The following is a 20,225-nucleotide window of genomic DNA, read 5'->3' as shown; positions in this document are numbered from 1 at the left end:
CGCCTACGGGGTGAGGGCGACGACGGCGGCGAGGGGGGTTTCCAGGCGGTGCGGGCCGTCGGCGGCGGCGAAGCGGACGAGGTCGCCGCGAACCGCGCGGCGGCGCCCCCAGCTGTCGGCGAGCAGCAGCCCGTCGGCGTCGACGGCGACCAGTTCGTCGTCGACGCGCAGCAGGGCCGGCGCGTCGGCGGCCGCTGAGACCGCGGTCCTGCCGGCGCGCATCGCGTCGAGGACGTCGGGGACAGCCGGCGACGCCGCGGCGACCCAGGTGAGTGGCGCGCCCAACGGCCGTCCCTCGGCGGGAGAGTGGAAGTCCGAGCCGCCGATCGGCACGGTCGACAGGCCCCACGCCGTCCACCACGCCAGCGGCCCGGTCCAGGTGCGGTCCAGCCACGACCAGTGCCAGATCTCGGCCAGCGGCGGGTGGTCATCCAGTGGCTGGTGCCAGGAGCAGTCGCCACCGAGCGGGTGGTTGATCGACAGCAAGCCGCCGTTCGACTCGACGAACGAGACCCACGACGGCGCCGGCCGGCGGAAGTCGACCCAGGGGATGGGCCCGAACGCGTTGGCGTGGCCGCGGTCGGTGGTGACCTCCTGACCGGGCAGCAGCGTCACCCCGTACCGCGAGCCCAGGGACGGCAGCGCCGCGTGGTGGCTGATGGTGTTGTGGTCGGTGACGGCGAGCACGTCAAGGCCGGCCGAGACGGCCGTCGCGGCCAGCGACGCCACGCCGAGCGACCCGTCGGAGTGCAGAGTGTGTGCGTGGAAGTCGCAGGCCAGCCAGGTCAGCCCGGTGTCGGCCGGCAGGGAACGACGGGGCGGGCGCGCCGGCACCGGTGGCGGGGCAGGCTCTGGGTCCAGCGGCGGCGCGGGATCGTCGAGGGTCACCGTCGCCGACACCGCCAGCCCGTCGGCGGGCACCCGGTGCAGGCCGAGCACCATGGCCCAGGTGCCGGCTTCCAGCGGGCCGGCCACGTAGCCCGGCGTCGCGGCGTCGGCCGTGATGGTGAACCGCGATCGCGCACCGCCGGACCAGCCGCGCCAGCCGTCGGGGCCTGTGCACCCGAGGTCGATGACCCCCGCGCCGGTGTCGTACGAGAGCGTGACGTGCACCGACGAGGTCCCCGCCGGCACCTCGAACGGCACCTCCAGGTACGGCGACTCCGCGCGGTCGTCCGGCCCGACCCGGCGGTCGAACCGCGCCGAGGAGACGGTCATGCCGCCGGCACCGTCGCCTCGACCAGTTCCCCGCTGTCCGCGTCGAACAGCAGTGTGCGGTCCGGCCGGACGGAGACCCAGCCGCGGGTGCCCGGCGCCGGCTCGTCGTCCTCGTCGACGACGACCTGCACGAGCACGTCGTCGGCCTCGACGGTGACCAGGACCGACGCGCCGAGGTTCTCGACGACGGTGACGGTGCCCTCGATCGCCTCGGACACCGGTGACGACGACCACCGCAGGTACTCCGGCCGGCTGCCCCAGATGACCTTCTGACCGTCGCTCACCGAGTCCGCGGCCGACGACGGCAGCGGCAGCGAAGCGCCCGCCACCGATACCCGTCCGTCGGGACCGACGACGCCAGGGTGCAGGTTCATCGGGGTGGACCCGACGAAGCCGGCGACGAACGTGTTGGCCGGCCGCGAGAAGACCTCCCGCGGACTGCCGATCTGCTGGATGCGGCCGCTGCGCATGATGGCGATGCGGTCGGCCAGGGCCAGCGCCTCGGCCTGGTCGTGCGTGACGAACACCGTCGTGACTCCGAGGTCACGCTGCAGCCGCTTGAGGAACGTGCGCGCCTCCAGCCGCAGCCGGGCGTCGAGGTTGGACAGCGGCTCGTCGAAGAGGAACACCTCGGGGTTGCTGGCGACCGCCCTGGCCAGCGCCACCCGCTGCTGCTGCCCACCGGACAGCTGCCCCGGACGGCGCGCCATGAGGCCTTCGAGCGACAACCCGTTGCCGACCTCCTCGGCGGTGGTGTGCCGGGCACCGCGGTCCACCTTCTGGATCTTCAGGGGGTAGGCGATGTTGTCTACGACCGACATGTGCGGGAACAGCGCGTAGTCCTGGAAGACCATCGCGACCCGGCGCTGTCCGGGCGGCAGGTCCGTCACGTCGCGGTCGCCGATGGACAGCCGTCCGTCGGTGGCGGTCTCCAGCCCGGCGATGGTGCGCAGCAGCGTCGTCTTGCCGCACCCGGACGGGCCGAGCAGGGCGAAGAACTCGCCGTCCTCGACGGTCAGGTCCAGGCCGTCGACGGCGCGGACCCCGCCCGGGTACTCCTTGACCAGCTGGTGTGTGGTGATCGCCGCCATCAGCGCTTGATCCCTCCGTGGAAGCGGAAGCCGTAGCGGCGGTTCACGAACAGGTACATGGCCACTACCGGGATGGAGAAGAGCAGGGAGAACGTGGAGATGAGGCCGAGGTTCGGCTGACCGCCCTCGGTGTAGAAGGTGAACATGACGACGGCGGCCGGCTGCTGCTCCGGCGAGCGGAGCAGGATGAACGGCACCAGGAAGTTGCCCCACACCTGCACCACCGCCCAGACGGCGATGGTCGCCAGCCCCGGCCGCGCGATCGGCACCACCACGTGGCGCAGGATCTGCAACGACGATGCGCCGAACACCCGCGCGGACTCCTCGTAGGAGCGCGGCGTGGAGTCCATGAAGTCCTTGAGTATGAAGATGGCGGTCGGCAGCAGCCCGCCGGTGAGCACCAGCACCACGCCGAGCTGCCGGTCGATCAGCCCCAGCTCCGTCATCAGCAGGAACGTCGGCACCATGGCCGCGGTCCCGGTGACGATCGAGGACAGCAGGAGCAGCAGGTACAGCAGTGTGTCGCGGCCGGGGATGCGCACCCGTGACAGCGCATACGACGCCAGTGCGGCAAGCACCAGGGTGATCGCCATGGTGCCGGCGGCGATGATCACCGAGTTGCCCAGCGACCGCATCGCGTAGGGGTTGTCCCACAGGGTCCGGAAGTTCTCCAGCGTGAAGTCCGGCACGGACACCTGCACCGACGGTGCGCTGTCGAACGGCGCGGTGAGCAGCCACAGCAGCGGCAGCGCGAAGAAGACGAGCACGAAGCCGGCGAACACGTACCGGCCGATCACGCCCAAGGCGGCACGAACGCTCATGCTCGGCGCTCCCTGGTCGATTTCCGTCCTCGACGGGAAGGCCTGTCTCGGCCGAGCAGTCGCAGGTACACCGCCGCCACCACCAAGTTGATGATGATCATGATGAGCGACAGCGCGGCGCCCTGGCCGAGGGCGCCGTCGCGCAGCGCCACCCGGTAGATGTACACGCCGAGGATCTCGGTGCGGCCCTGCGGACCGCCGGCGGTGATCAGGTAGGGCGCGAAGACGTTGAACGTCCACAGCGTGATCAGCAGCGTGTTGGTCAGGATGTGGCCGCGGATGTTCGGCAGCACGACGTCGCGCAGCGTGGCGAAGGTGCCGGCGCCGGCCATCCGGGCCGTCTCGAACTGCGACGGCGGCACGGACGCCAGCGCCGAGCTGAACAGCAGCATCGAGAACGCGGTGCCGTTCCAGATGTTGAAGACGATGATCGACTGCATCGGGTACTCGAGCAGCCAGGCGGTGCCGTCGGTGCCGAGCAGCGCGTTGAGCGTGCCCTCCCGGCGGTCCAGCAGCGCCAGCCAGAGGAAGGCCACCACCGACGCCGGGATGATCCAGGCCAGCAGCACGACGGTCTCGACGACGGAGCGGAGCGCCGGGCGGAGCTTGCGCGCGATCCACGCCAGCGCGAACCCGAGGATGGACTGCCCGACGATCGCGGAGAAGAACACGAAAACCAGCGTCAGCAGCAGCGAGTTGCGGAAGTCCGGGTCGCTCAGCGCGTCGGTGTAGTTCTCCAGGCCGACGAAGTCCGGCTCGCGCGCGGCGAGCCCGGTCAGCCGCCAGTTCGTCAGGCCGAGGTACAGCGTCCAGATGGCGGGAAACAGCAGGAAGACGGCGATGACGAGCATCGCCGGTGCGACGAACCCGGCCGCCCGCAGACGGCCGAGGCCGGCGGCGTCGCCGTCGTCGATCGCTGGCCGCCGAGAACCACGGCCCCGGCGGGCGTCCCCGGGTGGGGGACCGCCCGCCGGGTCGAGGTCAGTCGGAGATGGAACCGTCGTCACCGACGATGCCTTCCAGAGCGCTCTGGTACTCCGACGCGGCGTCCTGCGCCGACGTCCCCGCGGCGACGGCGCCGGTTGCCTCCTGCAGCGCGACCGACACCTCCGGGTAGAGCGCAAGCGCCGGGCGGTACGCCGTGATCGGCAGCACCTCTTCGGCGATGAAGCTCAGCATCGGGTCGCCGGCCAGCGCGGTCGCGTTGACGTCGTCGCGCGGCGTGATGCGCGGGACGCCGGCCAGCTGTGCCTCGTACGCCTCCGCGGAGTTCATGAACATCATCAGCTCCCACGCCTGCTGCGGGAACTCGGTGTTCGGGTTGATGACGCGGCCGGTGCCGCCGGACATGCTGACGAAGTCCTGCCCGTCGAGGCCGGCTCCGGGCTCGCGGGCCGGGATCTTCGCCCAGCCGACGACCTCGTCGCGGTTCGGCATCGGGTTGATGCCCCCGTCGGGGTTGACGACCGAGCGCCAGAAGTAGTCGCTCTCGATGAGCATGCCCAGCTCACCGGCGGCGAACATGGCGAAGGACGTGTCGCGGCCCTGCGCCTCCTGCTGCAGCAGCGCGTCGCCGTAGGCGCTGTCGCCGTAGACCTGCCCGTAGAAGTCGAGCACCTCGGTGACACCGTCGGACGCGCCGGTCCAGGTGTCGTCGGCCCAGATCTCCTCGCCGGCGCCGGCCAGCAGCGGCAGGAAGCCCTGCATCGTCGTCGCCTCGCCCATCGGGACGCCGGCGTTGATCTGGAGCGGGGTGACGCCGTCGATCTGCTTGAGCGCCTCGGCCGCCTGGATGATCTCGTCCCAGCTGGTCGGCTGCCAGTCGTCGGGCAGGCCGGCCTGCGCGAACAGGTCCTTGTTGACGTAGATGACGCGGCCATCGGTCCCGACGGGGATGCCGTACGCCTGGTCGTCGAAGGTCATCGCCTGCTGGACGGCCTCAGGGATCTGCTCCCAGCCCTCCCAGTCTTCGACGGCGTCGCCGGCGACGTCGGTGAGGGGCGCGATGTAGCCGGCCTCGGCGAACTCGCCGGTCCAGATGCCGTCGATGCCGATGATGTCGCCGCCGCCTCCGGACTGCAGGTCCAGAGCGATCTTGGTCTTGTAGTCTTCGTCGTCGACGCCGTTCTCCTCGAACTCGACGGTGACGTCGACGCCCTTCTCCGCCTGCATCGCGGTGAACTCGGGGATCACCCAGTTGGTGATCCATTCCGCGCCCTCGGTGTTCTTGCCGCCGACGATCGAGTTGTCGGTGATGGTCAGCGTGACCTCGGTCGCGTCGGCGTTCAGCGAGGGGTCGCCGCCGCCGGAGCCGCCGTCGTCGTCGTCACTCCCGCACGCGGCCAGGACGAGCGCCGCTGCGAGGAGGCCGGCGGCCGTTCCGCCGAGCCTGGTGTTGAGCCTCATCCGTCCTCCAGTGCCGAACCTCGATGTTCGGCTGTCAGATTGTCATGACCATCTGACGAGGACCAGATGTCGCCGCAACAAGTGACCCAACCGCGACCTCAGCGCCCGTCCAGGTCGATCGGTAGTCTGGCAAATGTCTTAACATACTGACGTCCGTAGGTGCGAGATGAGGGGGCCGGGTGGCCGAAGGAATCCCACAGCTTGTCGTCGATCGGACGAGCCCTGTTCCGCTGTACTTCCAGGTCGCGCAGCATCTCGAGCAGCTGATCGAGTCCGGTGCCTACCCGCCGGGCACCCGCCTGGACAACGAGATCATGCTCGCCGACCAGCTGGGCCTGTCCCGGCCCACCATGCGCCGCGCCATCGAGTATCTCGTCGACCGCGGGCTGCTGGTGCGCAAGCGCGGCGTGGGCACCCAGGTGGTCCAGCCCAAGGTGCGCCGGCCGGTCGAGCTGTCCAGCCTCTACGACGACCTGCGCGCGGCCGGCAAGGAACCCCGCACCGAGATCCTCTCCTTCGAGGTCCAGCAGCCCAGCGAGGTCGTCGCCGAAGCGCTCGGGCTGGGCGGGGGGAGTGAGGTCTACGCGATCCGCCGGCTGCGCTACACCGGCGACGAGCCGCTGTCGATCATGAGCAACTTCGTCCCGACGGAGCTCGTCCGGCTCCAGGCCGACGAGCTGGCCGAGACCGGGCTGTACGCGCTGATCCGCAACGCCGGCATCAACCTGAAGATCGCCACCCAGAGCATCGGCGGCCGGGCCGCCCGCGCGGCCGAGGCCCGCCTGCTGGCCGAGAGCCCTGGCGCCCCGCTGCTCACCATGACACGGATCGCCTATGACGACACCGGCCGGGCGGTCGAGTACGGGTCGCACATCTACCGTGCCTCGCTCTACACCTTCGAGCTGACCCTGACCACGACCTAGCCCAGTCGGCGTGGCCGTGAAGCGGGAGAACCCGTGGTGATGGCCCCGCGAAGCTTCTCAGCGCTGACGCAGCCGGTCCAGCAGGTCAGGAGCCAGCGCGCCGAACCCCGTCGACGCCCACGGCTCCGCGCCGGAGTCCATGTAGTGCATCACCGTGGTCTCGGTCGGCAGGTCGAGGATCTCCGGCTCCCGGCGTTTGCGGACGTCGCGTCGGCAGTCCGCGCAGCACGGCACGTCCCGGCTGCCGGCCGAGGTGCTCCACGGGGACGTCGTCGTCGCTGGGCCGTGCAGGGGGTTGAAGAAGCACGCCACCGTGGGTGTCCAGGCCCGGCCGGCCACGGCGTGGTCGAGGGCGTCGTCGCCGCGGCGGGTGAGCACGATGGCTCCGATGGAGTCGGCGGCGTCGGCCGAGCGGTCCAGCACGGCGGTGGCGGCCTGGTAGTGGTCGAGCGCGGCCGCCCAGGCCTCGCTGTCGGCGCCGTGGCCGATCTCGAGCTCCCGGATCCGCTCGCCCAGTGCCGCGCTCTCCGTCTCGGCCCGCCGGCGCCATTCCCGGGTCTGCGCGGACGAGATGCGCTGCAGGGCCCGTCGCTTCAGCGTGACGTCGGCCCGCGGGTGCCGGCGGCGCGTGAGCAGCCAGCCGAGGACGACGACGGCGACCAGTGCCGCCCCCAGCCCGACGGCCACCGGAGCGTCCATGCCGAGGACCTGGGCCGGCTCGCCCGGGTCGCTCTGGGTCGTGCCGGAGTCCTGCCGTTCCTGGGAGTGCTCGTCGTACTCCTGTCGGGCGTTCCCGCTGGTGTAAATCTCGAGCGTTTCACGCAGCTGCTCGCCGAGATCCGACGGGTAACGGTCCATCGCCACGTACGTGGCCAGCGCGTTCTCGTTGTCGGTCGACACGCGGTATGTCGTGGTGTCGATGCGCCAGCGATCCGACCCCGCGGAGACGAAGTAGACGCCGTCCTCGGGCAGCTCGCGGTGCACCAGGGAGACGAGCTGGTTGGAGGAGATGTCGCTGCCGTAGTCCAGCGGCACCGCGAGCACGAATACCTGATGGTCAACCGCGGCGACGAACGACGTGATGGCGTCCAGCTGCTCGGCGGTGACGGCGTCGGCGAGGGACGGGTCGAGATGCACGCCGTCGTCGGCCAGATCGGCGGCGATGGCCGCCGGATCGGGCTCATAGACCGGCTCGTCCACGTCACCCTGCCTGATCACGTCCGTGTCCTCCGTCGTCGTACCGCGAACCAGCCGCCGAGGATCAGCGGCCCGGCGACGCCCCCGCTCAGAACGCCGATGAGCAGGCCGGCGGTTATAGTGCCGCCGGTGCCGCCCCAATAGTGGCTGCTGGTGTCCACGCCCAGTTCGTACTCGCGGCCGTCGTTGGCCTCGATCTCCTCCAGCAGCCGGGCGGTCTCGCGGGCGCTGGTCCACTCGCCGTCGTCGTCCAGGGCGCCGTAGACGGAGAAGTACTCGCCGGTGATGCCCACGTCCACACTGGACAGATCGGCGCCCGGGCTGACCTCGATATAGAGCCCCGGCCGGCTGGTCAGGCGGCCGATCTGGCCCAGCACGTCCGAGCTGAAGCGATATCCCGCCTCGGGGCTGTCCGGCCACACCACCAGGAAGGCCTGGGGGTCGGAGGCGGCCGCTGCGGCATCGAGCCGGCTCAGTTCCGCCTCGGTGAAGACGCCGTCGGCGCTCGGGTCGACGTACACGTGGGAGTCCCGCAACCCCTCAGCGGCCGCCCGGGCTCGCTCGGTGACCTCGGGTTCGGCCGGGACGCCGCGGGTGGCGGCCCACCAGGCGACGGCGACGCCGGCCAGTGCGCAGACCAGCGTGATCAGCAGCCCACGGAGGCGGCGGCTCATCGGCGGGCGCTCCGATCGTCGAGCACCTGGGCCGCGAGGTCGCCGACCAGGGCGCCGAAGCCGGTGCGCGCCCACACCGTGGACGTCTCGACGTACGGCACCCAGCCGCGCAGCCGCCGGCGCACCGACAGGAACGGTCGCCCCGCGCGGTCACGGGCGCAGGACCGGCAGACCGGCGCGTCGATCGACGACCCGCCCACCTGGACGGTGTCCTGGGCCTCACCGTGCATGGGGTTGACGAAGCACGGCCGATAAGCCTCCAGCATCGGCTTGGACATGCGGTCCAGCTCGCGGTTCGCGCTGTGCGCCAGCACGAGGGCGCCGACAGCGTCGAGGTCGTCGCCGGACGTCAGCACCCGGTCCGCCGCCTCGATGGCGAGTCCGGCCGCCGTGGCGGGTGGCGTCGACAGGGAGCCGGCGGGCAGCCTGGCCAGGCCACGCCGGGCGGCGTCGAGCCGCCGTTCCGCCTGGGCGCGGACGTCGGCCGGCGCCGGTGCGTGGCCGGCGCGGTCCGGCCCGGTGTCGTGGTGCCGGCGGGGCAGCGGCTTCGTCCGAGCGACGACGAGGCTGACGATGAGCCCGGCGACGACGATGCCGGTGCCGGTGGCGATCGCCGCCACCCAGCGTGCTGCGGTGGCATCGGCTCGGTCATGGTCCGACTCTGGGAGGATCGCCCACGGCTGGCCGGCGTACTCGTCGACGACGGCGTCGGGCAGCGCGGCGCCGGGTTCGGCGGCGGACCGCACCGTGTAAACCGCCTCCAACAGCGCCGACGCCCGCGGATACTCGCCCGGTGCGTTCGCCTCGGCGCGCCTGATGGCGTCGGCCGCGGGACGGACGGTGAAGTCGTCCAGGCCGTCGCCCCAGGCCTGGGTGTAGGAGATCCCGTCCAGGAACTCGACGTGGTAGAGCCCGTCGCCGAGCTCCGCGCGGAACAGGATGGCCGCCTGCTCGGCCACGCGCTCGGCGTGCGCCAGGTCGGATGGGGTGTCGGCCAGCACGACGTAGACCGGGACGTCGACCTCGGCCGCGGCGTCGGCGAGCACCTCGTGGGCGCGTCGGGAGTCGCCCATCGCCATCGACGGCTGCACCAGGACGGGGTCGGCGCGCAACTGTTCGACCAGTTCGTCGACGGTGCCGGCGTGCGGGACGTCACCGGCGGCGGCTGGCGCGGCCGCGCTCAGGACGACGCCCAAGGCGGCCAGCGCACAGACCCGGACGGCGCGTCGCCACCGGAACCGGGTGGTCTTCGATGCAGTAGCGACGGCCACCGGGCGAGCCTATCCGCCGTCCGTCCTGTCGGCATCCGAAGGGCTCGACGTACGGGCTGACGCCCGTGTCAGCGCCGCGTCAGCGGCCATGTCAGCGGGGTGTCATAGCGGTGTCAGCGGTCTCGGCGACGGTTGTCGCATCAGCACGGCGACACCTCCTGAAACGAGGCCACCATGACACCCGACCAACCGACGGCCATCGCCGCGACCGGCCTGCGCAAGTCGTACGGCGAACAGACCGTCCTCGACGGCATCGACATCACCGTCCCCGAAGGCACCGTCTTCGCGTTGCTCGGCCCGAACGGCGCCGGCAAGACCACCGCCGTCCAGATACTCTCCACCCTGATCGAAGCCGACGGCGGCACCGTCCGCGTGGCGGGCCACGACCTGGCGACCGACGCCGACGGCATCCGCGGCGCGATCGGCGTCACCGGTCAGTTCTCCGCCGTCGACAACCTGCTCACCGGCGAGGAGAACCTGCTCCTCATGGCCGACCTCAACCACCTGCCGCGGGCCGAGGGCCGGCGCCGGACGGCCGAGCTGTTGGAACGGTTCGACCTGGTGGACGCGGCGGAGAAGAACCCGATGACCTACTCCGGTGGCATGCGGCGCAAGCTCGACCTCGCGATGACCCTGGTGGGCGACCCCAAGGTGATCTTCCTGGACGAGCCGACGACCGGGCTGGACCCGCGCACCCGGCGCATCATGTGGGACGCCATCCGCGGGCTGGTCGCCGGCGGCGTGACGATCTTCCTCACCACGCAGTATCTCGAGGAGGCCGACGAGCTGGCCGATCGGATCGCGCTGCTCGACCACGGCCACATCGTCGCCGAGGGCACCTCCGCTGAGCTGAAGCGGCTGATCCCCGGCGGGCACATCCGGCTCGAGTTCGCGGACCCGGACGAGCTCGACCAGGCCGCCCGCACGTTCGCCGGCTCCACCCGCGACGACGCCGCGCTGGCCCTGCAGGTCCCCAGCGACGGCGACGTCAACTCGCTGCGCGCCGTCCTCGACCACCTCGACGTCGCCTCGATCGAGGTCACGAACCTCACCGTGCACACCCCCGACCTCGACGACGTGTTCCTGGCGCTGACCGGCCGCCCGACCGAGGTGCGCTCCTCAGCCGGGGCCGGTCATCAATCGGCCGAGACGACCGACACCGCCGCCGACTCGACGACCAAGGAGACCGTCCGATGAGCACCCTCACCCTTGCCGCCCGCGACTCGCGCACCATGCTGCGCCGGAACATGCGCCGGTGGGCACGGTATCCCGCGATGACCGTGCAGCTGATCGCCCTCCCGGTGATCATGCTGCTGATGTTCGCCTTCGTCTTCGGACAGACGCTCGGCGCCGGGCTCGGCGGCCCGTCCGCCGGCCGGGGCGACTACATCGACTACCTCGTCCCCGGCATCATCCTGATGACGGTGTCCGCATCGATCCAGGGGACGGCGATCTCCGTCGCCATGGACATGCACGAAGGCATCATCGCCCGGTTCCGCACCATGGCGATCTCCCGTGGCGCGGTCCTCACCGGGCACGTGATCGGAAGCTTCCTGCAGACGCTGGTCGGCATCGCGATCGTCATCGGCGTGGCCTTCCTGATCGGGTTCCGGACAAACGCGAACGCGGCGGAATGGATCGCCACGATCGGCCTGCTGTGCCTCTTCGCCATCGCGCTGACCTGGCTCGCCGTCGCGATGGGTCTGCAGGCGAAAAGCGTGGAGACCGCGAGCAACACGCCGACGCTGCTGGTGCTGCTGCCGTTCCTGGGCAGCGGGTTCGTCCCCGCCGACTCGATGCCGGCCGGTCTGGCGTGGTTCGCCGAGTACCAGCCGTTCAGCCCGGTGATCGAGACGGTGCGCGGCTTGCTGCTGGGCACCGAGATCGGCGACAACGCCGTCCTGGCGCTCGCCTGGACCGCCGTGATCGGCCTGCTCGGCTACTTCTGGGCGCTCAAGCTGTTCCGCCGGCCCCCGGTTCGCTGACCGGGTGACCCAGGACCGACGCGGCCAGCTCGCGCAACCAGGAGTTGGCCGCGTCGCCGTCCAGGCCGGCGAGCTCCCGCTCCGTCTCGGCCAGCAGCTTCGAGGCCGACCTGGCGCCCAGTGCGGCGCGGGCGGCCTCGTCGGTGTTTACGCCACCTGGAGCGGACCGGTCCAACCCGCCGGCCAGCACTTCGACGGCGGCCAGCAGCCGGACGGCGTCGGCCGGCCGCCCCTGGCGCAGCGCGTGGTCGGCGATCCCGGCCAGCACCGCCCCGACCGTCTCCTCGCCGCTGTCCTCGCTGCTCAGGACGGCCGTTAGCGCTTGCGTGCGGGCGGCGGCCGCGGCGTCCCACCGGCCTTCCTCGACGTCCAGCGAAGCCTTGATCTCCAGCATGATCGCCTGGAACACCGGGTGGATCGGGATGTCCCGCAGCAGCGCCTGCGCACGGACCAGTTGCTGCCGCGCGGTGACGGTGTCGCCGGCCCAGCCGGCGAGGCCGGCACGGTGGAGCGCCATGATGGCCAGGCCGTCGGGCCAGGCGACCTGCTCGGCGTCGCGCTCGGCCCGCACGACCTCGGCCGCGCTGCCGGCCCGGTCGCCGGTCAGCCACCGCAGCTGGGCGAGCCGGCTGCGCATCATGACGATGTCGTCGACGGTGCCGATCTCGCTGATGGCGACGATGGCCTGCTCGTACTGCTCGATCGCGCGCTCCAGCTCGCCGCGCCGGGCGTGCAGGTCCGCCAGGGTGGTGAGGGCGTACGAGATGCCCCACCGCTCGCCGACCATGCGGAACTCCGTGAGCGCCTGGGTGAGGTCGGCCTCTCGCTCCCGGGTCGGCAGCATCTGTGCCCGGGTCAGCCGAGCCTGAGCCCGGAACCACGGGTCGGGGTCCTCCAGCAGCGGCGCCAAGGCGTCGGCGAGGGTCGTGAGGGGCTCGTCCTCGGCGCCGAGGATCACGCTCAACGGGGCCATGAATCGCAGAAACGGCCCGGGGTCCGCGATGCCGGCGGACAGCTCGCGGGCCTGTCGTACCCAGTCGGCGGCCTCCCTGAGGTCGCCCACGCCGCTGGTGATCAGGAAGGTGACGACGGCGCACGCGGTGGCCCGTGCCTCGGGGTCGGTGGGGCCGGGCACGGCCAGCGCCTGGATCGCCAGCTCGATCCCGTCGTTCTTGTGGCCGCTGAGCCACCAGTACCAGCCGCAGGCCACCACCAGCCGGACCGCGTTCTCGGCGTCGCCGGCGGCGCTCGCGCCGCGCAGCGCCACCGTGATGTCGTCGTGCACCGCGCGCAGCCGCCGCAGCCATACGAGCTGCTCGGCCCGGTGCAGGTGCGGCTCGGCGGTCTCGGCCAGCTCGATCAGCCAGCCGATGTGCGCCCGCCGGACGGTGTCGAGCTCGCCTACCTCGTCCAGCCGTTCCAGGCCGTACGCCTTGATCGTCTCGAGCAGGCGGTATCGGGGCGCCTCGCCGTCGTCCTCGACCACCAGCAGCGACTTGTCGCTGAGCGAGATGAGCGCGTCGAGCACGTCGGCACCATCGCCGCACACCTGCGCCGCGGCCTCCGCCGTCGCGCCGCCGGCGAACACCGCGAGCCGGCGCAGCACGACGCGCTCGGGCTCGGGCAGCAGGCCCCAGCTCCAGTCGACGACCGCGCGCAGCGTCTGGTGTCGAGGCAGCGCGGTGCGGCTGCCGCCGGTGAGCAGCCGGAACCGGTCGTCCAGACGGGCAGCCAGCTGCTCGACGGTCATGGTGCGCAGCCGGGCCGCGGCCAGCTCGATGGCCAGCGGCATGCCGTCGAGCGCGCGGCAGATGCGGGCGACGGCGGGCGCGTCGGCGTCGGTGACGGTGAAGCCCGGCCGGACGGCGCGGGCACGGTCGACGAGCAGCCGGATGGCGTCGAAGCGCAGCAGGTCAGCACCGTCGACGTGCTCCGGTGGGAGCCTCAGCGGCTCGACCGGCCAGACCGCTTCGCCGGTGATGCCGAGCGGCTCGCGGCTGGTCGCGAGGATGCGCAGGTCAGGGCATTCGCCGAGCAGCCGGTCGGCCAGCGTCGCGGCGGCGCCGATGACGTGCTCGCAGTTGTCCAGCACGAGCAGGGCGGTCCGGGTCCGCAGCGCCGCGACCAGCCGCCCGGTGGCGTCCTCGGTGGTCGCGCCGAACGCCTGGTCGCGCAGGTCCAGTGCGCCGAGGACCGCGGACGGTACGTCGGCGTCGGCCGCGACCAGGGCCAGCTCGACCAGCCAGACGCCGGCGGACAGCTGGTCCGTCAGCGTGCGTGAGGCCTCGCTGGCCAGCCGGGTCTTGCCCGACCCGCCCGGTCCCGTCAGAGTCGTCAGCCGGTACTCGCCGACGAGGTCGCGCACGCGAGCGACGTCGGCGTCGCGGCCGATGAAACTGCTCAGCCCGGCGCGCAGGTTGGTCCGGGGCGCGGCGGGCTGGGGCGCCGGGTCCGCGACCCGCGCGGGCGGCGCCGGGGCCGCCGACGTGAGGTCGGCCCGCAGGATCGCCGTGTGCAGGGCGGACAGCTCGGCGGAGGGGTCGGTGCCCAGTTCGTCGGCCAGCGCCCCTCGGGTCCGCTCGTAGGCCGCCAGCGCCGCGGCGGGGCGCCCGGCCGCGACCAGCGCCCGCATGAGCTGCTCGACCAGCCGTTCGCGCACCGGGTACTCGGCGACCAGCGTGGTCAGCTCGGTGGTCAACCCGGCGCCGCGGCCCAGCCGCAGCGCGGCGTCGACGCGGTCCTCCGTCGCCGTCAACCTGAGTTCCTCCAGTCGCGCCCGAGGCGCCTCGAAGAACTCCGTCTCCGCGACGTCCAGCAGCGCCGGGCCGCGCCACAGTGCCAGCGCCGCCCGCAGCCCGTCCTCCACCGTGGCGTCGTCGGACGCGGACCGCGCGGTCGCGACCTGCCGCTCGAAGCGGGCGGCGTCGACGGCGTCCGGCTCCAGCGCAAGCCGGTATCCGGCCGGGTGGGACTCGATCGCGAGCCCCGGCAGCGCCCGCCGCAGCCGCGACACCAGCGCCTGCAGCGCATTGGTGGCACCGGCCGGCGGGTCGTCGCCCCAGATGCCGTCGACCAGCTGGGCCACCGGTACCAGCCGGCCGGGCTCCAGCGCCAGGATGATCAGCAGCGTGCGCAGCCGTGCGCCGGCCACGTAGACCGGCGCGTCGTCGTCGCGGACCTCCAGCGGTCCCAGGATGCCGATGCGCACCGGAGGCATTCTGCCGCAACGGCGCCGCGTCGCCGGCTACGCGCGCAGCTCGGCGATGACGGCGTCGCTGAAGGGCGGCCAGGCCTCGGCCGCCCAGGGGCCGAAGTCGCGGTCGGCGAGGGCCACGCAGGCCGCCCCCAGCTCCGGGTCGACCCACAGGAACGTGCCGGACCCGCCGAAGTGGCCGAACGTGCGCGGCGAGTTGGCCGAGCCGGTCCAGTGCGGCGACTTGTGGTCGCGGATCTCGAAACCCAGGCCCCAGTCGTTCGGATCCTGCCGCCCGTGTCCCGGCAGCACCCCGGACAGCCCGGGGAAGGCCACCGTCGTCGCCGCCTGGACCGTGGCCGGGTCCAGCAGCGTCGGGGCCTGCAGCTCGGCGGCGAAGCGGGCGAGGTCGCGCACCGTCGACACGGCACCGGCGGCGGGCGACCCCTCGAACGTCGTCGCGGTCATGCCCAGGGGGACCAGCAGGCCGTCGCGGGCGTACTCGGCGAACGGGATGCCCGAGCGCTTGGCGACGGCGTCGGCCAGCTGCTCGAAGCCGGCGTTGGAGTACAGCCGCCGCGCGCCGGGTGCCCAGACGACCTTGTGCTCGTCGAACGCCAGGCCGGACGTGTGCGCCAGCAGGTGCCGGACGGTGGACCCCTCCGGCCCGGCGGGGTCGTCGAGGCCGATGGCGCCCTCCTCGACGGCGATCAGCGTCGTGTACGCCGTGAGCGGTTTGGTCACCGAGGCCAGCCGGAACGTGCGGTCCTGGTCGCCGTGCGCGCCGGCCACTCGCCCGTCGGCGGCGACCACCGCCGTCGCCGCGTGGTCGACCGGCCACCGTTCCACCTGCTGAACGCTGTGCATGGACCAGACCCTATGACGTCACGCGTCGCAGGCGACCGGCGGTGCCGGGCACGCCACCGCCGGACCACCCACCGGCTCCAGGTCCGCCGTCAGCGCCCGCTCGTGGCGCCGCTCGTGCGCCCACGCCGCGACCGCCAGGCCCAGCGCGGCCAGCGCCAGGCCGGCCGCCAGCCAAACCGGCGCGACGTAGCCCCAGCCGGCCGAGATGGCGGCGCCGCCGATCCACGGGCCGAGCGTGTTGCCGACGTTGAACGCCGACGTGTTGACCGACGACGCCAGCGTGGGCGCGTCGCCGGCGACGACGAACACCCGGGCGTTGAGGCCCGGGGCGATGGAGAACCCGGCGACGCCGACGGCGAACACCGCGACGACCGCGCCGGCCGTGCTGCCGGACACCAGCGCCAGCACCGACATCGCCACCGCCAGGGTGACCAGGCTGCCGAAGATGTTGAGGAACAGCCCGCGGTCGGCCACCCGCCCGCCGATCGTGATGCCGATGAAGCTGCCCAGCCCGAACAGCGCCAGGACGAGCGGCACGTCCGCCTCGTCGACCCCGGCGACGTCGGTCAGCAGTGGGGCGAAGTACGAGAACGCCGCGAACATCGCGGCCTGGAACGTGGCTGTGGTGGCCAGCGCCAGCCAGATGCGGCGTCCCCGGAACACCCGCAGCTCGTCCCGGACCCGCGGCGGCGCGATCGCGGCACCGGCGGCCCGGGGCACCAGCGCGACCACCGCCAGCGCCGTCACCACCGTGAGCGCCGCGACCGCCCAGAACGCCGCCCGCCAGCCCAGCTGCTGCCCGACCCAGGTTCCCGCTGGCACGCCCAGGACGTTCGACAGCGTCAGCCCGCCTACCAGCACGGCGAGCGCCCGCGCCGTCGTGCCCGGCGGCGAGATCCGCACCGAGACGACCGCGGCGACCGCCCAGAACGCCCCGGTCGCGACCGCCGTCACCACCCGGGCGCCCATCAGCACCTGGTAGTTCGGCGCCAGCGCGGCCACCACGTGACCGGCCAGGAAGACCGCCGACGCGGCCAGCAGTGTCGCCTTGCGCGGCAGCCGCAGCGTCGCGACCGCCATCACCGGCGCGCCCACCGTCATCCCGATCGCGAAGGCGGAGATCAGCAGGCCGGCGTCGGGGATCGAGACGTCCAGGTCGTTCGCGATGGTGGGCAGCAGCCCGGCGATCATGAACTCCGTCGTGCCGAGGACGAAGATGCTGGAGCCAAGGACGTAGACGGCCGGCGGCACGCGCACGCGTTCCTCCCTCAGGTGACGAGCGGGTCGGATCAGAGACTGTCGATGAGTGCGTCGACGATGTCGCTCAGCCGTTCGCGGTCCTGCGCGACCCGGCCGACCACGTGGATGCCGGTCAGCGCGCCGTGCACCAGCCGAGCCAGGGCCTCGGCGTCGCGTCCGGGCGCGAGCTCGCCGGTGCGCTGGCCCCGCTCGATGAGTGCGCGCATGGTGTCGACGATCGCGTCGAAGTCCGCCCGGGTCAGATCGGCGACGACGGCGTCGGCACCGCCGATCTCGACCGCGGCGTTGAGCGCCAGGCAGCCGCGACGGCTCGGGTCGGCCAGCTGCCGGTCGACTGCCTCCAGCAGGAAGTCACGGATGATGGCGCGCACCGGCCCGGAACGCTCCAGCAGCTCGGCCTGGTCGGCTCGGGTCCGCTCGCCGTAGCGGCGCAGCGCCTGCTCGTACAGCTCGTGCTTGCTCGTGAACGTGTTGTAGAGGCTGCTGCGGCCCAGCCCGGTGCCCGCGCAGAGGTCCTGCGTGGAGGTGGCGGCGTACCCGCCGGCCCAGAAGACGTCCATGGCCGCGTCGACGACGTGGTCGGGATCGAACTCCTTGGGCCGGGCCATGGTGGAAACCGTAGCACGGTTCTGGACTGCCCTGTCCAGAATTGGGTGGCCGGTGAAAAGGCGGTCACCACGATCACCCGTTCCTCACCAGTTGCCCGGTGTCGCCGGGTCGGGCAGGCCCCAGCCACGTTCACCCTCATCTGCCGCCTCCGTGGGTGCGCGGGCCCCGAAATGATCACGTTCAGCACGAGATTTCGTGTCACACCATGCTCGCAATCATGGTGAGGCTAGGGCGATCCTGCTGAACGTGATCATTTCGAGGCCGCGCTGTGAGACCGCTGCGGCTGACCGGGCGGTGGGGGCAGCGACACGACACCCCCGGGGCCGCGGCGATCCCGCGTCGTTCCAGCCGGTTGCGACAACTCCCCGAGGGCGGCCCTGTTCGCACCGCTGGGCGTCGCGGTACCCGGCCCAGCGCCCCACCGGCACGAACCGGGTCGTCGCGGTGCCCCTGACCTGGCCGGCGGGGCCACGGCACCTGTCCGCACCGGGCGTCGCGATCCGGGCAGTACCGACCCACGGTTGCAACAGAAGAGCCTCTGTTCGGGGGAGGGGGCTGGGAGCGGGTCACTGGGTGAGGCCGCGGCGCTCCAGCAGCGGCTCGATCTGCGGGTCGCGGCCGCGGAAGGTGCGGAACGCCTCCATCGGGTCGACGCTGCCGCCCCTGGAGAGCAGCTCGCGGCGGAAGTGGTCGCCGTTCTCGCGCTTCAGCCCGCCGTTCTCGGTGAACCACTCGACCGTGTCGGCGTCCAGGACCTCGCTCCAGATGTAGGAGTAGTAGCCCGCCGAGTAGCCGCCGCCGAAGATGTGCGCGAAGTACGTGGTGCGATACCGGGGCGGGACGGTCTCCAGCGCGACGCCGGCCCGTTCCAGGGCGCGGGCCTCGAACCCGGCGACGTCGTCGATGACGGTGCCGGGCGGGAGCTCGTGCCAGGCGAGGTCGAGCAGCGTGGCCGCCAGGTACTCCGTCGTCCCGAAGCCCTCGCCCCAGATCTGGGAGTCGCGCAACCGCTGCACGACCTCCTGCGACAGCGGCTCGCCGGTGACGTGGTGCCGGGCGTAGTTGGCGAGCACCTCCGGCCACACCGACCACATCTCGTTGACCTGCGACGGGAACTCGACGAAGTCGCGCAGCACACTGGTGCCGCTGAACTTCGGGTAGGTGACCTGCGAGAACAGCGCGTGCAGGGCGTGCCCGAACTCGTGGAACAAGGTGGTGACCTCGTCGAAGGTCAACAGCGCCGGCTCGCCGGCCGGCGGCTTCACGACGTTGAGGTTGTTGAGGACGACCGGCTTGGTGCCCATCAGCGTGGACTGGTCGACCAGCGAGTTCATCCAGGCGCCGCCGCGCTTGCTGTCGCGGGTGAAGAAGTCGCCGATGTACAGGCCGATCTCGGAGCCGTCCTCGTCGGCCACCTCGAACACACGCGCGTCGGGGTGGTAGGCGACGAGGTCGGGCCGCTCGGTGAAGGACAGCCCGTAGAGCTTGCTCGCGGCGTAGAACACGCCGTCGCGGAGCACCCGCTCGAGCTCGAAGTACGGCCGCAGCTCGGCGGCGTCGATGTCGTAGGTGGCGCGGCGGACCTTCTCGGAGTAGAAGGACCAGTCCCACGCGCGCAACTCGAACTCGTCGCCGATGGCCGCCTGCAGCTTGGCCGCCTCGGCGTGCGCGTTGGCGACGGCGGTGGGCGTCAGCTTGCCGAGCATGTCGTGCACGGCGGCCGGGGTCTTGGCGGTGCGGTCCTCCAGCACGTACGTGGCGTGGTCGGGGTGGCCGAACAGCGCCGCCCGCTCCGCGCGCAGTGAGGCGATCCGCGACGCCGTCGCCGAGGTGTCGTGCTCGTCGCCGTGCGCGCCGCGCTGGATGGAGGCGCGGAAGAGCCGCTCGCGCAGCGACCGGTTGGTCAGTGACGCCAGCGGCGGCTGGCCGGTGGGCAGGACGAGCGTGATGACGTACTTGCCCTCGAGACCGCGCTCCTTCGCCGTCTCGGCCGCCGCGGCGATGGCGCCGTCGGACAGCCCGTCCAGCTCGGCGACGTCGTCGACGACGACGGCGGAGGCGTTGGTGTCGTCGAGCAGGTCGTTCTCGAACTTGGTGGAGAGCGCGGACAGCTCCGCGTTGATCTCCCGTAGCCGCGTCTGCTGCTCCTCGGACAGGCCTGCGCCGGCGCGGACGAAGTCGAGGTGGTAGCGCTCCAGCAGGCGCCGCGACTCCGGGTCGAGCCGGTCGGCGTCGTCGAGCAGGGCGGCGACGCGGGCGTAGAGCCGGGCGTCCAGGTGGATGGCGTCGCTGTGCGCGGCCAGCCGCGGCGATACTTCCGACTGAATGGTCTGGATGGCCGAATCAGTGTGGGACGAGGTCTGGTTGAAGAAGACCGCCGACACCCGCTGCAGGATCTGCCCCGACCGCTCCAGCGCCACGATCGTGTTCTCGAACGTCGGCGGCTCCGCATTGGTGGCGATCGCCTCGACCTCCGCGAGGTGATCGGCCATGCCGCGGTCGAACGCGGGGCGATAGTGCTCGGTGCGAATCCGCTCGAACGGCGGGAGCTGATAGGGCAGGTCGCTCGCGGCGAAGAACGGGTTCTCGGGGAGGCTCGCAGACATGCTCGGAACGGTACCCGATACCCCCGACGGTGCCCGTGCCGCGAACTGGGCCGCGGCCGCTACAGTCACCGTCACGGACCGACGAACGCCCACCCGGGTAGGAG

The 20,225-nt window shown here is 72.1% G+C and carries 16 protein-coding genes; 3 read left to right on the top strand and 13 right to left on the bottom strand.

Annotated elements, in window-relative coordinates:
* Positions 1–3 precede the first annotated feature (3 nt).
* The 5 genes from E1269_RS11195 to E1269_RS11175 all read right to left on the bottom strand — a co-directional run bounded on the left by E1269_RS11195 (position 4) and on the right by E1269_RS11175 (position 5,536).
* Entirely contained in the window at positions 4–1,218 is a 1,215-nt protein-coding gene (locus E1269_RS11195; protein ID WP_162606353.1) for a CehA/McbA family metallohydrolase, read from the bottom strand.
* Complete coding sequence (locus tag E1269_RS11190) at positions 1,215–2,309, bottom strand: ABC transporter ATP-binding protein (RefSeq protein ID WP_131894393.1); 1,095 nt, start codon at positions 2,307–2,309, stop codon at positions 1,215–1,217. The genes E1269_RS11195 and E1269_RS11190 overlap by 4 nt, the downstream gene beginning before the upstream one ends.
* On the bottom strand, positions 2,309–3,130 hold the full coding sequence (locus E1269_RS11185) for a carbohydrate ABC transporter permease (protein ID WP_131894391.1): 822 nt from the start codon (positions 3,128–3,130) through the stop codon (positions 2,309–2,311). The genes E1269_RS11190 and E1269_RS11185 overlap by 1 nt, the downstream gene beginning before the upstream one ends.
* Complete coding sequence (locus E1269_RS11180; protein WP_131894526.1) at positions 3,127–3,981, bottom strand: carbohydrate ABC transporter permease; 855 nt, start codon at positions 3,979–3,981, stop codon at positions 3,127–3,129. The genes E1269_RS11185 and E1269_RS11180 overlap by 4 nt, the downstream gene beginning before the upstream one ends.
* A gap of 130 nt (positions 3,982–4,111) precedes the next feature.
* Positions 4,112–5,536, bottom strand: a complete 1,425-nt coding sequence (locus tag E1269_RS11175) for an extracellular solute-binding protein (protein ID WP_131894389.1) — start codon at positions 5,534–5,536, stop codon at positions 4,112–4,114.
* Positions 5,537–5,715: 179 nt separating this feature from the next.
* On the opposite strand from E1269_RS11175, the gene E1269_RS11170 reads away from it, so the two are divergent.
* Positions 5,716–6,459 (top strand): GntR family transcriptional regulator, encoded by a 744-nt coding sequence (locus tag E1269_RS11170; protein ID WP_131894387.1) that lies wholly within the window; start codon positions 5,716–5,718, stop codon positions 6,457–6,459.
* 57 nt (positions 6,460–6,516) lie between these two features.
* On the opposite strand, the gene E1269_RS11165 is transcribed toward E1269_RS11170, so the two are convergent.
* From E1269_RS11165 to E1269_RS11155, 3 genes are read right to left on the bottom strand one after another with little or no spacing between them, the layout of a single operon-like run.
* Positions 6,517–7,677 (bottom strand): hypothetical protein, encoded by a 1,161-nt coding sequence (locus E1269_RS11165; RefSeq protein ID WP_131894385.1) that lies wholly within the window; start codon positions 7,675–7,677, stop codon positions 6,517–6,519.
* Positions 7,674–8,330, bottom strand: coding sequence for a hypothetical protein (locus E1269_RS11160; protein ID WP_131894382.1), 657 nt, complete (start codon positions 8,328–8,330; stop codon positions 7,674–7,676). Before E1269_RS11160 ends, E1269_RS11165 begins: the two co-directional genes overlap by 4 nt.
* Positions 8,327–9,601: a hypothetical protein gene (locus E1269_RS11155; protein WP_131894380.1), complete on the bottom strand. Its 1,275-nt coding sequence runs from the start codon at positions 9,599–9,601 to the stop codon at positions 8,327–8,329. The genes E1269_RS11160 and E1269_RS11155 overlap by 4 nt, the downstream gene beginning before the upstream one ends.
* A gap of 174 nt (positions 9,602–9,775) precedes the next feature.
* Between E1269_RS11155 and E1269_RS11150 the strand changes: the two genes are divergently transcribed.
* The gene (locus tag E1269_RS11150; protein WP_131894378.1) at positions 9,776–10,798 is read left to right on the top strand and encodes an ATP-binding cassette domain-containing protein; all 1,023 of its coding nucleotides are present in this window, start codon (positions 9,776–9,778) and stop codon (positions 10,796–10,798) included.
* Complete coding sequence (locus tag E1269_RS11145; RefSeq protein ID WP_131894376.1) at positions 10,795–11,586, top strand: ABC transporter permease; 792 nt, start codon at positions 10,795–10,797, stop codon at positions 11,584–11,586. Before E1269_RS11150 ends, E1269_RS11145 begins: the two co-directional genes overlap by 4 nt.
* Here E1269_RS11145 and E1269_RS11140 read toward each other — a convergent pair.
* From E1269_RS11140 to E1269_RS11120, 5 genes are all read right to left on the bottom strand, one after another.
* Positions 11,555–14,794: an AfsR/SARP family transcriptional regulator gene (locus E1269_RS11140; RefSeq protein WP_131894374.1), complete on the bottom strand. Its 3,240-nt coding sequence runs from the start codon at positions 14,792–14,794 to the stop codon at positions 11,555–11,557. The two genes, E1269_RS11145 and E1269_RS11140, sit on opposite strands and share 32 nt — an antisense overlap.
* Positions 14,795–14,830: 36 nt before the next feature.
* Positions 14,831–15,646, bottom strand: a complete 816-nt coding sequence (locus E1269_RS11135) for a serine hydrolase domain-containing protein (protein WP_131894372.1) — start codon at positions 15,644–15,646, stop codon at positions 14,831–14,833.
* A gap of 18 nt (positions 15,647–15,664) precedes the next feature.
* Complete coding sequence (locus E1269_RS11130) at positions 15,665–16,903, bottom strand: Cmx/CmrA family chloramphenicol efflux MFS transporter (protein ID WP_203433345.1); 1,239 nt, start codon at positions 16,901–16,903, stop codon at positions 15,665–15,667.
* Positions 16,904–16,935: 32 nt separating this feature from the next.
* Entirely contained in the window at positions 16,936–17,514 is a 579-nt protein-coding gene (locus E1269_RS11125; protein ID WP_131894370.1) for a TetR/AcrR family transcriptional regulator, read from the bottom strand.
* A 567-nt stretch (positions 17,515–18,081) separates the two neighbouring features.
* Positions 18,082–20,121, bottom strand: coding sequence for a M3 family metallopeptidase (locus E1269_RS11120; protein WP_131894368.1), 2,040 nt, complete (start codon positions 20,119–20,121; stop codon positions 18,082–18,084).
* Positions 20,122–20,225: the final 104 nt, after the last annotated feature.

Origin of the sequence: Jiangella asiatica, from assembly GCF_004349065.1 — a bacterium.
In the GTDB taxonomy this organism is placed as follows: domain Bacteria; phylum Actinomycetota; class Actinomycetes; order Jiangellales; family Jiangellaceae; genus Jiangella; species Jiangella asiatica.
Note: the sequence above shows the minus strand (reverse complement) of the source record. Positions and strands in the feature narration are given on the sequence as shown.